Genomic DNA, 14,662 nt, shown 5'->3' on the forward strand with positions numbered 1-14,662 from the left:
ACGACGCGCAGTGACGACGCGCGTGCGCCACCGAGGTTCACACCGAACCGCGACGCACGACCACGACGGGGCTGGCCGAACGACGCATCACGCCGTGGCTGACCGAGCCGAGCATCAGCCCGGCGAAGCCGCCATGGCCCCGGCTGCCGACCACGACGAGGCCGGCGTCCCGAGCGGCGTCGACCAGGACGTCCTCGGCCCGTCCCGGCTCGGCGACCCCCGTGACGTGGACAGCGGGTTCGCGCTCCCTGGCCTGGCGGACCGCCTCGTCGACGGCGGCTCTGGCGGCCAACGCCCACGGCTGCTCCGACGCAGTCGTGAGCAGGGCTTCCTGGAACGTGTCGGGGTACGGGGAGAGCGACGGCGACGGGTAGGCACCCACGATCCGCAGTGGCGCCTGCCAGACGCGGGCGAAGGCCAGGGCAAGCGAGACGGCGGCGAGCGCTCCTCGTGACCCGTCGACTCCCACCACCACCGGCAAGGAGGGACCGGGGTGGCGGTTCGCCCCCTCACGCACGACGACGACGGGACATCTCGCGTGCGCGGCCACGGCGAAGGAGACCGATCCCAGGACGGCCGTCTGCAACGCACTGCGTCGGCTGCGGCCGACGACCACGAGCCCGGTCTCGCTCGACCGCGCGACGAGCTCCCCGGCCGGCCCACCGACGACGGCCACCGCGCCGACTGCGAGCTCGCGGTCGCAGGACCTGGCGAGGTGCACACCCCGCGCGGCCATGGCCCGGCTGACGCTCCCGAGGTCCGGAGCGGGCGCGATGGCGCCGATGCCGATGGGGGTCTGGACAGGAGGGTCCGTGGCACTCAGGACGGTGAGCCCAGATCCCAGCCGGGCGGCCTCCACGGCCGCCCACTGGACCGCTGCGACCGAGGCGGCACCGTCGTCGAACCCGACGACGACCGGTGCCCCCACCAGGTCGGACGAGGGCAGCCGGTGACCGGCAGGCGACTCGGTGTGGGGTCGCGACGTCATGTCCTGACCATGCCAACCGCGACCCGGGGCGGACAGGGCCGAAAGTCCTGCGACGCGTGGGGGGCTAGTCGGTGGGCGGTGCCAACGGCACCTGCCAGTCGAGCACCGTGCCGCCGGCAGTCGCCGCCGCGAGCTCGAAGCGACCACCTCGACTGCTCGCGCGCCGCGCGAGGTTGTCGAGTCCGGACCGGGTGGCGTCGGCCGCCGCGCCGACGCCGTCGTCGAGGACCCGGACCAGGACCGTGTCGGACACCTGGATGAGGACCTCGACCTGACTGGCCCGGGCGTGCCGCGCCACGTTGCTGAGCCCCTCCCGCACCACCGCCAACAGGTCTGCCGCGATCTGCTCGGGAACGTCCGCGACGTTGCCACGCATCGTCAGGGACGGCGCGAACCCCAGACCCACGACAGCGCCCTCGCAGATGGTGGTGACCTCGGAGGCCAGGCTGCGGGCGTCCGGCGCACGGTTGAGCGCGAAGATCGTGTGTCGGATGTCCTTGATGACCGCGTCCACCTCGTCCACCGCGGTCTCGATGCGTTCGCGCGCAGTCGGCTCGCTGGTGAGGCGGCTCGCGGACTGCAACGACATGCCGGTGGCGAACAAGCGCTGGATGACGTGGTCGTGCATGTCCCTGGCGATCCGGTCGCGGTCCTCGAGGAGGTCGATGCGCGCCTTTTCGCGCTGCGCACTGGCGGCGGTGAGACCCACGGCCAGTCGCTGGGCGAAGTCGAGCAGGGGCGCGGAGGTGCCACCCAGCTCAGCCGGCAGTCCGCGTACCACCAGGACGCCCAGAGCCTGGTGGGTCCCCACCGAGAGCGGGACCACGACGTGGTCCGCCGCCGGATCGGGCTCAGCCGGCGCCGCTGCCAGCACGGCCCGCGTCTCCGCGTCCTCGAGCACGTCGCCGACGTCGGCCGCCTCCGGCCCCGCCGAGGCCACGACGACCAGGTCGCGACCCGAGGGCTGGGCGATGAAGGCACCCTCAGCACCCGTGAGGGCGAGCACGCGCCGGACAGCATCGGAGAGCACCTCGGCCTCCGATTCCCCGGCGAGCAGCGCCGACACGAGGTCTCGGGTCGCCTCGCCCCAGTGCTGCTGGGTGACACTGCGGTGGTAGAGCCGGGCGTTGTCGATCGCCACCCCGGCCGCTGCCGCCAGCGCGGTGAGGATCGTCTCGTCGTCCGCGCTGAAGCGTTCGGCGTTGCGCTTGTCGGTGAGGTAGAGGTTGCCGAAGACCTGCTGGCGGATCCGCACCGGTGCCCCGAGGAAGCTCGTCATCTCCGGGTGGTTGGGAGGGAAGCCGTAGGAGTCGGGGTGGTCGCTGATCCGGTCGACGCGCTGGGGGTGGGGACTGGTGATGATCATGCCGAGCAGACCCCGCCCGTGCGGCAGCGGACCGATGGCCGCTCGGTCCTCCTCCGAGATCCCGTGCGTGACGAACTCGATGAGCTCCTCGCCGTTGGGGCCCAGCACGCCCAGGGCGCCATAGGTCGCGTCGACCAGCTGACAGGCCGACTCGACGATGCGCCGCAACACGGCCGCCAGCTCCAGGTCCGACGTCACGACCACCACGGCGTCGAGGAGGGCCTCGAGCCGCGCCTGCGCCGTCCGTGCACTGCCGGCGCGGGACCTGAGCTCCTCGAGAAGGTCGTCGAGGTCGAGCCCGGAGAGTCGGGCGATGCTGCCTGGCCCTGGGTCCGCCGGTCCCACCTGGTCTGCCACGGGGCCCATCGTAGGTCGTGAGGGGTCGCGGGATGCGGACCGAACCGGGTTCGTCAGCCCACCGGGTCCGCCTCGACCTCGACCACCACGTCCCGCACCCCCGGCCCGGTCGCCACCATGGCGGCCGCGATCCGCGCATCCCCACCGGGCCGCACCCCGGTGACCGTGACCACCCCACGGGATACGGAGGCATGCCAGGAGGACCGGTCCACCTCCGCGAAGTCCCGGACCACTCGCAGCCAGATGTCGGCGTCGCGACTGGCCAGTGCCCTGATGACGTCGCTGCGGCTCACCATCCCGGCGAGCTCTCCGTTGCCGCCGACGACGGGCAGGCTCTTCCACCCGGTGTCCGCGAGGGTGCGCGCCACATCCGCCACGTCGCTCGACTCATGGGCGACCACGGGGTCGGCAGTCATGACCTCGCGGACCGTGGCGGGCCACGGTTGGACCGGGCCGTCGTCGACCGGCCGGAGGTGGGCTCGGGGGTCCGCCGCGACATGGAGCCGCAGGACGTCCGCCTCACTGAGTATGCCGACGACCCTCCCGTTCGCGTCGATCACCGGCAGCGCGGAGATGTGGTGCTCCGCCAGGACACGCACCGCCGCGTCGAGGGCCGAGACGTCCCTGACCGAGACGACCTCACGGGTCACCAGCTCACGGACCAGCATCGTTCGCTCCTCTCACCGACGAGAGGTGCATCGTGATCGGCACCCCTTCGTCCCTCGAGCCTGGGTCCACGACGCCCGCCACGACAGGGTCCTTCGTCCCTGCCCGTTGCGGATGTCGGTGCAGCGCCTAGATTGGGGATGACCGTCCCGCCGCTCGAAGGAGAACTCATGGCCACCACCCGCACCGCCGTCGCCCACTGGGAGGGCTCCCTCTTCGAGGGCGCCGGCAAGGTCAACCTCGAGTCATCCGGGGTCGGGACGTTTGACGTGTCATGGCCCGCGCGAAGCGAGGAGCCGAACGGGAAGACGAGCCCAGAGGAGCTGATCGCTGCAGCGCACTCGAGCTGCTTCAACATGGCCCTGTCCCTGGTCCTCGACAAGGCCGGCAACCCCCCGACCTCGCTGGACACCACCGCCAGGGTGACCTTCCAGCCGGGCACCGGCATCACCGGAAGCGCCCTCTCCGTCGTCGGCAACGTCCCCGGTATCACCGCCGAGCAGTTCGAGGAGGCGGCCCAGGACGCCAAGGCCAACTGCCCGGTCAGCCAGGCGCTCAAGATCCCGATCACGCTGGAGACGAGCTTCACCGGCTGAGGCCGGGGGCTCGGTCGAGTCAGGAGCGCAGAGCCGTGATGGACGCCTGGTGGGTGTCCGACGCCGGGCTCGAGGAGCACGACGTCAGGCAGGTCGACGACCTCCTCCGCCGCGACGACGGCTTCGTCTGGGTGGACGTGCCCGACTTCGACGACGCGGCCGAGGCCCTCCTGCGCGACCACTTCCACGCCCATCCGATGGTCGTGAAGGCTTGTCGCGAAAGGAACTTCGTGCCGTCCGTGCACGGCTACGAGCACCACACCTTCGTCATCGTGCACACCCCGCTGGCCGGCGAGGGCGGCCACGTCCACATGCTCGAGCTCGACCAGCTCGTGGGCCGCCGTTACCTCGTGACCGTGCACGGGCCGCGCAACCCGGCGGTCGCGCTCTCCGATGCGACGGAGGAGACCCGCACCGTCCAGGAACGGATGCGGGCGGGGCGGTTCCGGCCCAAGACCCCGAGCGAGCTCTCCTACGCGATCGGGTCGGCGGTGGCGCGGCGGCAGAGCGCGGCGGTCAAGGACGTCGCGAGCCGGCTTCCGGCCCTCGAGATGCGGGTCATGGGCTCGGACTTCCACCAGCCCGAGGAGCTGCTCGAGGAGCTCTTCCTCCTCCGGCACGAGCTGCTCATCTCACGCACCCAGGCCGGCCAGGCGCACGAGATCTACGGGCGACTGGCCTCGCTCGAGCGGTTCGCCAGCGAGGAGTCGCAGCGCCACGCACGCGACCTGTCGGAACAGTTCGACCGGGTGCGCAGCCTCGCCGACGGCGAGAGCCAGTTCCTCTTCGGCGTCATCGAGCTCTACCAGACCAGGGTCACCACGAAGATGACCGTGGCGATGGAGCGGCTGGCCGTCATCGCGGCGATCACCCTGCCGGTCACCGCGATCGCGTCGATCTACGGCATGAACGTCATCGTCAACGGCAGCACCCACTGGGTGCAGCTCATCATCGTGCTCGTCGTGATGGCCTCGATCAGCCTGTGGCTGCTGCGCTGGGCGCGGCGCCAGGGCTGGTGGTGAGCCAGCCCCGGCGCCCACTCATGCAAAAGGCGAGTTAGCGCCAGTCCACGTCCTGCAGCTCCATGAACGCCAACGGGTTCTTGGAGCCGTACTCCGGCTCGAGCCCCAGCTGCTCCAGCCGGCGGTCGGCCACCGACTCGAGGTAGGTGCGCATGTCGGTCGTCGAGAGCCCCGCCACTCCCCCGCCCAACAGGTCCTGCGCGAACTGGGCCTCGGCGTCGACGGCGTCACGCATCATCGCCCGCACCTGGTCGGCGAGCTCGTCGTCGAAGAGGTCCGGCTCCTCACGGCGCACGGTCTCGACCACGTCGAACGCGAAGGCCATGTGCATCGACTCGTCGCGGAACACCCAGTTGGTGCCGCTCGCGAGACCGTTGAGCAGGCCGCGCGAGCGGAGGAAGTAGACGTAGGCGAACGCGCCGTAGAAGAACAGCCCCTCGATGCAGGCCGCAAAGCAGATCACGTTGAGCAGGAACGCCCGGCGGTGCTCCTTGGTCTCCAGCGAGTCGAGGTCGAACACCGAGTCGATCCACCGGAAGCAGAAGTCGGCCTTGTCCTTGATCGACGGGATGTTGTCGACCGCCGCGAAGGCCTCGTGCCGCTCCTTCTCGTCGGGCACGTAGGTGTCGAGCAGGGTCAGGTAGAACTGCACGTGCACGGCCTCCTCGAACAGCTGACGGCTCAGGTAGAGCCGGCCCTCCGGAGAGTTGATGTGCTGGTAGAGGTTGAGCACCAGGTTGTTGGCGACGATGGTGTCGCCGGTGGCGAAGAACGCCACGAGCCGCCCCACCAGGTGTCGCTCGGCCGCCGTGAGTCGCTGCAGGTCCTTGAGGTCGGAGTGCAGGTCGACCTCCTCGACGGTCCAGGTGTTCTTGATGGCGTCGCGATAGCGCTCGTAGAACTGCGGGTAGCGCATCGGCCGCAGGGTGAGGTTCATCCCCGGGTCGAGCAGCATCTTCTCGGTCGTGCTGGTGACAGTCATTCGCAAGCCTCACAGGTCTCGGGGTTCTCGAGGGAGCAGGCGATCGCTGCCTCGTCGGTCAGGATGGTGGGAACCAGCGCGGTCGCTGGGGTGGCCCTCACACTGGTGGTGGTGGCCTGCTGGATGCGGGTCGCCGGGCGCGACCTCAGGTAGTAGGTCGTCTTGAGCCCGGCCTTCCACGCGTAGAGGTACATCGAGCTGAGCTTCCCGATCGTCGGCGACGCGAGGAACAGGTTGAGCGACTGGCTCTGGTCGATGTAGGGCTGGCGGGCCGCGGCGAGCTCGATGAGCGACTTCTGGGGCAGCTCCCACGCGGTGCGGAAGAGCACCCGCACGTCCTCGGGGATCTCGGCGATGCCCTGCACCGAGCCGTCGCTGCGCTTGATCGCCTCGCGCACCTCGGGGGTCCACAGCGCCCGCGCCTTCAGCTCGCGGACCAGCGCCGTGTTGACCTGGAGGAACTCTCCCGACAGCGTCTCGCGCTTGAACAGGTTGGACACCTGCGGCTCGATGCACTCGTAGGCGCCCGCGATCGACGCGATGGTGGCCGTCGGCGCGATGGCGATGAGCAGTGAGTTGCGAAGTCCGTTCTCCTTGATGGCCTTCCGCACCAGCTCCCAGCGCTCCGTCTGGGTCGGGGTGACGTCCCAGAGGTCGGGCTGCAGGTCACCGCGCGCCGCGCGCGTCTGCTCGTATGCCGGGTGGGCGCCATGGTCGGCGGCCAGCTGGCTGGAGCGCTCCAGGGCCGAGAGGTAGACCTCCTCGGCGATTCGCGTGGACAGCTCCTTCGCCTCGGGCGAGTCGAACGGCAGCCGCAGCGCGAACATCACGTCCTGCAGCCCCATCACGCCCAGCCCCACCGGGCGCCAGCGCGGGTTCGACGCCGCGGACTCCTCGCTCGGGTAGTAGTTGATGTCGATCACGCGGTCGAGGTAGGTGACCGCGGTACGGACCGTCGCGCGCAGCTTCTCCCAGTCGACGGCGTCGCGACCTGGGGTGAGGTGCTGGGCGAGGTTCACCGAGCCGAGGTTGCAGACGGCAGTCTCGTCGTTGCTGGAGACCTCGATGATCTCGGTACACAGGTTCGACAGGTGCACGACCGGGGCTCCCGGTCGCTGGTCGTCGCTGGTCTGGTTGCAGGTGCGGTTGCTGGCGTCCTTGAAGGTCATCCAGCCGTTGCCCGTCTGGGCCAGGGTCCGCATCATCTTGCCGTAGAGCTCCCGCGCGCTGACCTGGCGCACGAAGCGCCCGTCGCGCTCCGCCGCGGCATACGCCTCCTCGAAGGCCGGCCCCCAGAGGTCTGGCAGCTCGGGCACCTCGTTCGGGTCGATCAGGCTCCACTGCTCGTCGGCCTCGACACGACGCATGAACTCGTCGGGCACCCAGTTGGCGAGGTTGAGGTTGTGGGTGCGCCGGGCGTCCTCGCCGGTGTTGTCGCGCAGCTCGAGGAACTCCTCGATGTCGGGGTGCCACGGCTCGAGGTAGACGCACGCGGCACCCTTGCGACGACCGCCCTGGTTGACCGCCGACACCGACGAGTCGAGGGTGCGCAACCAGGGGACGATGCCGTTGGAGTGGCCGTTCGTGCCGCGGATGAGCGCCCCGCGTGACCGCACCCGCGACCACGAGATGCCAATGCCACCAGCGAACTTCGAGAGCTTCGCGACCTGCGCGTAGCGGTCGTAGATCGACTCGAGCTCGTCCTGCGGGGAGTCGACGAGGTAGCACGACGACATCTGGGTGTGGCGGGTGCCGGAGTTGAAGAGGGTCGGCGAGCTGGGCAGGTAGGCCAGCGACGCCATCAGCCGGTAGAACCCGATGGCCTCCTGGGGCGTGTGCGACAGCCCGCAGGCGACGCGCAGCATGAAGTACTGCGGCGTCTCCAGGACCATCCGGGTGTCGGGGTGGCGCAGCAGGTAGCGGTCGTAGACGGTGCGCAGCCCGAAGTACTCGAACCGGCGGTCGTTGGTCACGTCCACCGCGTGGTCGAGCTTGCGGGCGTTCGCCTCGACGAAGGCAGCGGTCTCGTCACCGATGAGCCCCTCGAGGTGGCCGAGCCGCACGGCCTGGCTGAACGACGCGATCTGCTGACCGCGCACCTCCTTGTCGATGTAGTTCGACAGGAGGCGGGCGGCCAGCCGCGAATACTCGGGCTCTGCGGCCGTCATCTCCGCAGCGGTCTGGATCGACAGCCGGTCGAGCTCGGCGGTCGTGGCCCCGTCGTAGAGGCCGCTGATGGTGCGGGTGGCGATGGCCATCGGGTCGACCTCGGTGAGGTCGTCGCACCAGCGCTCCACCGCCCGGACGATCTTCATGACGTCGACGGGTTCGCTGTCGCCGTTGCGCTTGCGCACGGCCATGCTGGCGCGGCGGGGCGCCTGGGACTCGGTGGCCAGGGGTCCGGCCTGTCGTCCCGTCGCCGGGTCCTCGATGACCTCGGTGGTCGTGTCGGTCACTGCTCTCTCCTCGCGAGCGATTCGGTGCCGCGGGTCGAGGAGGGGACGACGACACAGCCACCGCCTCCGGGAACCGGGGTGCAAGTCGACTGTGCATGTCGTGTGACCCGCCCTCGAGGCCACGACTCACCGCACACGGCGTGTGCGGTCGCTGGCAGGTCTTCGGACTCGCGGACCTTCGCCTCGGCGACCGTGGTGAGCCCTGGCGAGCTCGGTCGTCGACGCGGTTCCTACTGGCCGTCGCTTCCCACCCGCGTGGTGCGAGCAGTGCTTGATGACGGCGGTCGTTTCCGCTTACCGCTGCGGGGCAGTCCCGGATTCGCACCGAGTTCCCTCTTGCCCCGGAGACCGATTGCGCGGCCTCCGGACCAGCAAGAGACACCATATGCGGGTGGTGGTGCGAATCCTTGGCACCACATGTTGGGTCCGCGTGTCGCGTCCCTAGGATTGCCGCCATGCCCCGCGCCACCCCTCCCCTCCTCGGGGGCGCAGCGCTCGGGCTGGTGCTCGGGCTGGTGCTCACGGCGGTGCTCGCAGGCTGCTCCACCACGCCCGGCGGCGACGGCGCCACGACCGCGGGCGGCGCGGCATACCCCCGGTTGACGCCGACCTGCGCGCGGGCGACCTCGACCGGGAAACCGCCCGTGGTGACGGTCGCGCAGCTCAACCGGATCGTCGCGGGCCTGGACCTCCCGCTCTGGCAGGCCGGTGACATCGGAGCCAGCGCACGCCTGCCCGACGACCGGATCGTCTGGGTGTTCGGCGACACCGTGCGCGGCGACGGCATCAGCCCCCGCATCGTCGCCAACTCCATGCTCGTCACCAGCGGCCTGTGCACGTCACAGGTCGAGGCGACCGGACAGGGACCGGTGATCCCGGACCGCTCCGACGGGGTCGTGCACTGGCCGATGTCCGTCGTGTCCCTGTCGCGGCCCGACGGCGACGTCCTCGTCGTCGTCTCCGCCCGCATCCGTCGGGGCGCGGCGGGCGGCCTCGACTTCACCTACCTCGGGAGCAGCGCCACCCTCTTCGACGTCACCCCCGGGGGTGCGCCCACCCTGCGGCAGCAGCTCGACATCACCCCTGACAGCACCGCCGCCGACCAGGTCAACTGGGGGTCGGCCATGACGGTCCGGGGTGGCTGGCTCTACGTCTACGGCACCCGCCTGCCCAGCAAGGACTCCTTCGGACGTGCCCTGTATGCCGCCCGCGCACCTCTGGCCGACGCGCGCGACCGCGCGACGTGGCAGTTCTGGGACGGGACGACCTGGGTGGGCGAACAGGCACGGGCGGCGGTCGTCCTGCCCGCCCGCGGAGGTGTCTCACAGACCTTGTCGGTGGACGTGCTCGACGGCCGGTTCGTCATCGTCTCCAAGCGAGACGGCGACCTGGGCAACGCCGTCTACGCCTGGTCGTCCGACTCCCCCGTCGGCCCGTGGGCCGCCCAGCGGGGCGCGCGGGCGGACTTCCAGGACCCCTCCGGGCAGCTCAAGTACGCGCCGCTGGCCCACCCCGGCATCGCCTTGGCCGATGGCAAGCTCCTGATCTCGATCTCGCGCAACACCACCGACTTCAGCCGGTTGCTCACCGACCCGTCGCTGGGGCGTCCGGTCTTCGCGGAGATCGACCGGCCCTGACCTGCGGCCGGCCCTTGCCGTCGCGACGGCCGCGGACGACGATGGCGGTCGTGGATGCGCCCGCGTTCCGGATCTGGCCACCGGTGGCCCTGGGGCTGCCGCTCGCTGCGGGGCTCTTCCTCAGCGCGGCCACGGACGACCCCGTCTCGATCACCGGCTCGGCCGTCCGGTGGGTCGGTTGGGCGCTGGTCGTCGCGTTCGTGCTCTGGAACGGGTGGACACTGGCCCACATGGCGACGCACCGCACTGCGGTCCTGCCCGGCGGCGCCACCGTCCTGGTGCTCCAGTCGGGGCCGTTCCGGCTGAGCCGGAACCCGCTCTACCTGGGGCTCATCGCGTTCGACGTCGGGTGGGCGCTCCTCGCGCACTCGTTCTGGGCGTTGGTGTTCGTGCCGTTCGGCGTCGCCGCACTCTGGTGGGGGGCGATCCGCCCGGAGGAGCGTTACCTGGCGGGCAAGTTCGGCGCGGAGTACGACGCCTACCGGTCCCACGTGCGGCGATGGGTCTGAGCCCATGACGAGCATGATGGAGCGCCTCACGGAGGCCCAGAACGCCCACGACGCCGACCGCTTCGCGTCGCTCTTCGCCGAGGACTACGTCAGCATCACGCCGGCGCACCCCGGCCGCGCGTTCCGGGGGCGGGCCCAGGTGCTGGCCAACTGGACCTCCGTCTTCGAGGGGGTCCCCGACTTCCACGCCGAGCTGCTGGCCTCCAGCGGCGATGGCGAGACCGAGTGGGCGGAGGTCGACTGGCGCGGGCACCACCTCGACGGCTCCGGCTTCGCCATGCGGGGAGTCGTCGTCGTGGCCGTCCGCGACGGCCTGATCGCCGAGGGCCACCTCTACGTCGAGCCGGTGGACGTCGACGGCGACGACATCGAGGCCGCGGTCGAGGAGCTCTACCGACCGCCTAGGACGTGACCCGCACCGGCAGCTCACGGCCCAGGAGGGCCGCGAGGCGGGTGCCCTCCTCCTCGAGGGCCGCATCGGGTCGCGTCGTCCCGTCGAGCCAGCTGACCGTGAGCTCGTCGCCCCGTCGCGCCCAGGTCCCACACACGACCCCTCCGCGGGTGACGGGGTTGGCCTTGCGGGTCATCAGGTCGCGGCGCGCTGGCGGTGTCACGTGCTCGTCCTTGGTCCCCGGGCCGAGGACCCACTGGTCGTGGCCGGGCAGGAACCGCACGGCGTCGGTGGGCCGGGCCGCCTCCAGCGCGTCGACGTCCTCGCGCAGGACGTGCGCCACCGTGCCGTCGACGTCGACCGGCACGAGCCGGTCGCCGAGGCCGTCCAGCCAGCCGGTCAGCCGTCTGCGTCCGGCACTCAGGCCGCTGCCGAGCCAGTACTGCACGTGCTCGACCGTCGCCGGACCATAGGTGCGCAGGTAGGCCGTGATGGCCGCCGGGCCCGCGACCTCGAGGTCCGGGATGCCTGCCCACCGTGCGTTCGTGTCCAGGCGCTGGAAGGTGGCTCGTCCGTCGCGCGGTGGGCCGAAGCCCATGTCGCCCTGCCAGGTGAGCGGCTTGATGAGGGTGCCGGCACCCTCGTCGAAGACCGGTTTGAGATGCCGGTATGCCGCCTGGCTGGTCACGGTGTCGCCCAGCTCGGCGAGGGTCAGCGGCCCGTCACCCAGCGCCTCACGCACGGCCGCCCTGAAGTCGGGCCACGCCTCGGGCGCGAGGCGGTAGTAGTCCACCCAGCTGGGCAGCTCCCACTGCCGGCCCGCCGTTCGCAGCGCCAGGTACGCGCCGCCGTCGTCGGGCGACAGGTAGTGGACGGCACCGCGGAAGGCGAAGACCTTGATGACCGTCCCCGCTGCCAGGGCCTGCGCCAGCTCACCGGGCCGGGAGGTCGTCCGGCGGGTCCGCACCGCGAGCTCGGCGAGCGACTCGTCCATCGACGGCACGGCGCCGAGCCGACGGACGACCCCGGCGACGGACTCCGATCCCACGGGGTCGAGCAGGTGTCGCTCCAGCCGCCAGGCCAGCGCCTGCGCCCAGGACACCGAGACCTCGGTCGACGTGCTCATGACCGGAGCCTCGCACGAGTTCCGGACGGAAGGCTCCCTGATGCCCTGATGCCCCGGGGCGGGTCGCGAGCAGATGGGCCACGATGAGTTCGGCAGCCGTCGTCGGTCTGTATCCGTGCCTGACCGCATCCGACCACCACCTCGACCGGGAGAAGGACATGACAGCCACCTACACGTTCGACGTCTTCAGCAGCCTGGACGGCTTCGGTGCCGCCAGCGGCGACTGGACCGGCTACTGGGGCAAGCAGGGTCCGGAGCTGCTCGGCCACCGGCTCGACCTCTACACCGAGGACCAGCACATGGTGTTCGGCGCCACCACCTTTCGCGCGTTCACGGAGATGCTGTCGGCCAGCACCGAGGACTCCGACGTGCGTGACCCGTGGGTCACCCGCATGGTGAACCTCCCCGCGACGGTGGTGTCGTCCACCCTCGAGGGGCCACTGGACTGGCCGGACGCCACGATCGCGAGGGGCGATGCGCTCGACGTGGTCGCCCGCCTCAAGGAGGAGTCGACGGTGCCCCTGCGCTCGCACGGAAGCCTCGCGATGAACCGGGCCCTCCTGGCGGCGGGCCTCGTCGACCTCGTGCAGGTGACACTGTTTCCGGTCATCACCGGCCAGACCGGTCTGGGCCCGATCTTCGGGGGTGCGGCCGACTTCGACCTGGAGCTCGTCGAGCACCGGACCCTCGACCACGACATCCAGGAGCTCGTCTACCGTCCGACGCTGCATGGCTGACCACGAGTCCGCAGACCCCCGCGCGGCGGCCGACCGCCTGCGCCGGGAGCGCGACGAGGTGCAGAGCCGCCTGGCCAGCATGACGACCGATCTCGAAGCCCTCTTTGCCGCATCGGCCGACTCCAACGCCGACGACGAGCACGACCCCGAGGGCCAGACCATCGCCTACGAACGATCCCAGCTCTCGTCCCTCATCCAGGCGGCCCGCGAGCACCTGTCCGGCATCGAGGCGGCCATGGTGCGCCTCCACGACGGGAGCTACGGTCTCTGCGAGGTGTGCGGAGAGCCCATACCCGCCGCGCGGCTCGAGGCCAGGCCAACCGCACGCACCTGCATCGCCCACGTCCAGTCCATCAGCTGAGGAGAGCACGGATGTCCATCACCCGCGTCCACAACCTGTCGATCTCGCTCGACGGTTTCGCCACCGGCGAACCACAGTCCCTCGAGGCGCCCTTCGGCCACGCCGGTCAACGGCTGCACGAGTGGATGTTCGCGACCCGGTTCGGGGACGCGGAGGGGGGTTCGCTCGGGGCCGACAACGCCTTCGCCGAGCGGCACACTCCCGGCATCGGTGCGGAGATCATGGGCGCCAACAAGTTCGGGCCGCCCGGCTGGCACGACGACCCGGAGTGGAAGGGCTGGTGGGGACCCAACCCGCCGTTCCACACGCCCACGTTCGTGCTGACCCACCACGCGAAACCCCCGATGGAGATGGAGGGTGGCACGACGTTCCACTTCCTCGACGCGAGCCCGGCCGAGGCGCTGGACAAGGCTCGCGCGGCGGCCGGAGACCAGGACATCCGGATCGGCGGCGGCGCGACCGTGGTCCGCGACTTCGTCCTCGCCGGGCTGGTCGACCACCTGCACCTCGTGCAGGTGCCGATCCTGCTCGGCCGCGGTGTGCGCATCTGGGACGATCTGGAGGGCATCGAGGACTCCTACGACGTCGAGGCGGTCTCCACCCCCGGCGGCGTGACCCACCTGACCTTCACCCGCAAGGCCACCACCTGACGAGCGGGGTATGCCGCGTGGTCCAGCCACGCGGCATACCGCACCGTCAGCGGGCCGGTTCGATGCGCTGGATGTTCGTCCACCCGGTCCACCCGAGCTGCTCGAGCCGGGCCAACATGCGACGCGCGCCGGGGACGGACGAGAGGAAGACCCCGTCGAGCAGGTCCGCGAGGTCCTCGGGCAGCTTCTCCTCGTCCCACGCGTCGTCGGGCACCTGCTCGAACTGCTCGGCCAGCCGCTCGGCCGCCTGGTCGAGACGCGGGTCGTCGGCTGACCACTGGGAGATCTCGGCCAGGTCGCGGTAGAGGTCGCGCACGGCGGGGTCGTCGAGCTGCCGCTCCTTCGTCTCCATGTAGAACGCCATCCGCTCGGGGATCTGCGCGGCCACGAGGATCCACGCGTCGCGCTCGGCCTCGACCATCTCCTCGGGGACGCCGACGCCCCGGAGGCGCTCGAGGTAGGCCACCGCCTCGGGCGGCAGGGCGAGGCTCTCGCCGGCCGCGAGCTGGGCGATCCGCTCGCGATGGCGCTGGCGTTGGCGGATCTCCGAGCGCAGCCGGCGGTCGATCTCGTCGACCGCCGCCGCGAACTCGTCGTCACCGGCGACCAGCAGCTCCTGCACCCTGGCCAGCGGCACCCCGGCGTCGGCGAGCGTACGGATCCGCACGAGCTCGACGACGGCGGCCGCGTCATAGCGCCGATACCCCGACGCGTCGCGCGCGGGCTCGGGCAGCAACCCCTTGGCGTGGTAGTGCCGGACGGCGCGCACGGTCACGCCGGCGTACGACGCGAGCTGGCTGATCGTGAGCATGGCACCC

Annotated in this window: 15 protein-coding genes and 1 riboswitch; of the genes, 8 read left to right on the plus strand and 7 right to left on the minus strand. The window is 70.9% G+C overall.

Annotated features, from left to right (window positions below; all coding sequences use genetic code 11):
• Positions 1 to 37 precede the first annotated feature (37 nt).
• The 3 genes from ACXJKD_RS19905 to ACXJKD_RS19915 form a co-directional block, all read right to left on the minus strand.
• Positions 38 to 988, minus strand: a complete 951-nt coding sequence (locus ACXJKD_RS19905; RefSeq protein ID WP_457256726.1) for a universal stress protein — start codon at positions 986 to 988, stop codon at positions 38 to 40.
• Positions 989 to 1,052: 64 nt separating this feature from the next.
• A complete protein-coding gene (locus ACXJKD_RS19910) occupies positions 1,053 to 2,711 on the minus strand; it encodes a GAF domain-containing protein (protein WP_457256728.1) in 1,659 nt (552 codons plus the stop codon).
• A gap of 53 nt (positions 2,712 to 2,764) precedes the next feature.
• Entirely contained in the window at positions 2,765 to 3,379 is a 615-nt protein-coding gene (locus ACXJKD_RS19915) for a CBS domain-containing protein (protein WP_457256730.1), read from the minus strand.
• 168 nt (positions 3,380 to 3,547) lie between these two features.
• Between ACXJKD_RS19915 and ACXJKD_RS19920 the strand changes: the two genes are divergently transcribed.
• A complete protein-coding gene (locus ACXJKD_RS19920) occupies positions 3,548 to 3,973 on the plus strand; it encodes an OsmC family protein (protein ID WP_457256731.1) in 426 nt (141 codons plus the stop codon).
• Between the two features lie 38 nt (positions 3,974 to 4,011).
• Positions 4,012 to 4,995, plus strand: coding sequence for a magnesium transporter CorA family protein (locus ACXJKD_RS19925; RefSeq protein ID WP_457256823.1), 984 nt, complete (start codon positions 4,012 to 4,014; stop codon positions 4,993 to 4,995).
• Positions 4,996 to 5,029: 34 nt separating this feature from the next.
• On the opposite strand, the gene ACXJKD_RS19930 is transcribed toward ACXJKD_RS19925, so the two are convergent.
• Together ACXJKD_RS19930 and ACXJKD_RS19935 are read right to left on the minus strand one after the other, a co-directional pair.
• Entirely contained in the window at positions 5,030 to 5,977 is a 948-nt protein-coding gene (locus tag ACXJKD_RS19930; RefSeq protein WP_457256732.1) for a ribonucleotide-diphosphate reductase subunit beta, read from the minus strand.
• Complete coding sequence (locus ACXJKD_RS19935; protein ID WP_457256733.1) at positions 5,974 to 8,433, minus strand: ribonucleoside-diphosphate reductase subunit alpha; 2,460 nt, start codon at positions 8,431 to 8,433, stop codon at positions 5,974 to 5,976. The genes ACXJKD_RS19930 and ACXJKD_RS19935 overlap by 4 nt, the downstream gene beginning before the upstream one ends.
• Before the next feature lie 136 nt (positions 8,434 to 8,569).
• A riboswitch (cobalamin riboswitch) is annotated at positions 8,570 to 8,821 on the minus strand.
• Between the two features lie 67 nt (positions 8,822 to 8,888).
• Between ACXJKD_RS19935 and ACXJKD_RS19940 the strand changes: the two genes are divergently transcribed.
• Genes ACXJKD_RS19940 through ACXJKD_RS19950 form a run of 3 tightly spaced genes read left to right on the plus strand, consistent with a single transcriptional unit; the run spans position 8,889 to position 10,991 of the window.
• Positions 8,889 to 10,070 carry a DUF4185 domain-containing protein gene (locus tag ACXJKD_RS19940; protein WP_457256735.1) on the plus strand — a complete coding sequence of 394 codons (1,182 nt, stop codon included), beginning with the start codon at positions 8,889 to 8,891 and terminating at the stop codon, positions 10,068 to 10,070.
• 50 nt (positions 10,071 to 10,120) lie between these two features.
• Positions 10,121 to 10,579, plus strand: a complete 459-nt coding sequence (locus ACXJKD_RS19945; protein ID WP_457256736.1) for a methyltransferase family protein — start codon at positions 10,121 to 10,123, stop codon at positions 10,577 to 10,579.
• A 4-nt stretch (positions 10,580 to 10,583) separates the two neighbouring features.
• A complete protein-coding gene (locus ACXJKD_RS19950; RefSeq protein WP_457256738.1) occupies positions 10,584 to 10,991 on the plus strand; it encodes a nuclear transport factor 2 family protein in 408 nt (135 codons plus the stop codon).
• Here ACXJKD_RS19950 and ACXJKD_RS19955 read toward each other — a convergent pair.
• A complete protein-coding gene (locus ACXJKD_RS19955; protein WP_457256740.1) occupies positions 10,981 to 12,096 on the minus strand; it encodes a DNA glycosylase AlkZ-like family protein in 1,116 nt (371 codons plus the stop codon). The two genes, ACXJKD_RS19950 and ACXJKD_RS19955, sit on opposite strands and share 11 nt — an antisense overlap.
• Before the next feature lie 158 nt (positions 12,097 to 12,254).
• On the opposite strand from ACXJKD_RS19955, the gene ACXJKD_RS19960 reads away from it, so the two are divergent.
• From ACXJKD_RS19960 to ACXJKD_RS19970, 3 genes are read left to right on the plus strand one after another with little or no spacing between them, the layout of a single operon-like run.
• Positions 12,255 to 12,833, plus strand: coding sequence for a dihydrofolate reductase family protein (locus ACXJKD_RS19960; protein ID WP_457256825.1), 579 nt, complete (start codon positions 12,255 to 12,257; stop codon positions 12,831 to 12,833).
• Positions 12,826 to 13,194, plus strand: coding sequence for a TraR/DksA family transcriptional regulator (locus ACXJKD_RS19965; RefSeq protein ID WP_457256742.1), 369 nt, complete (start codon positions 12,826 to 12,828; stop codon positions 13,192 to 13,194). The genes ACXJKD_RS19960 and ACXJKD_RS19965 overlap by 8 nt, the downstream gene beginning before the upstream one ends.
• Positions 13,195 to 13,205: 11 nt before the next feature.
• Positions 13,206 to 13,844, plus strand: coding sequence for a dihydrofolate reductase family protein (locus tag ACXJKD_RS19970; protein ID WP_457256743.1), 639 nt, complete (start codon positions 13,206 to 13,208; stop codon positions 13,842 to 13,844).
• Between the two features lie 46 nt (positions 13,845 to 13,890).
• On the opposite strand, the gene ACXJKD_RS19975 is transcribed toward ACXJKD_RS19970, so the two are convergent.
• A complete protein-coding gene (locus ACXJKD_RS19975) occupies positions 13,891 to 14,655 on the minus strand; it encodes a MerR family transcriptional regulator (RefSeq protein ID WP_457256745.1) in 765 nt (254 codons plus the stop codon).
• Positions 14,656 to 14,662 lie beyond the last annotated feature (7 nt).

Source organism: Pedococcus sp. P5_B7 (assembly GCF_054049895.1).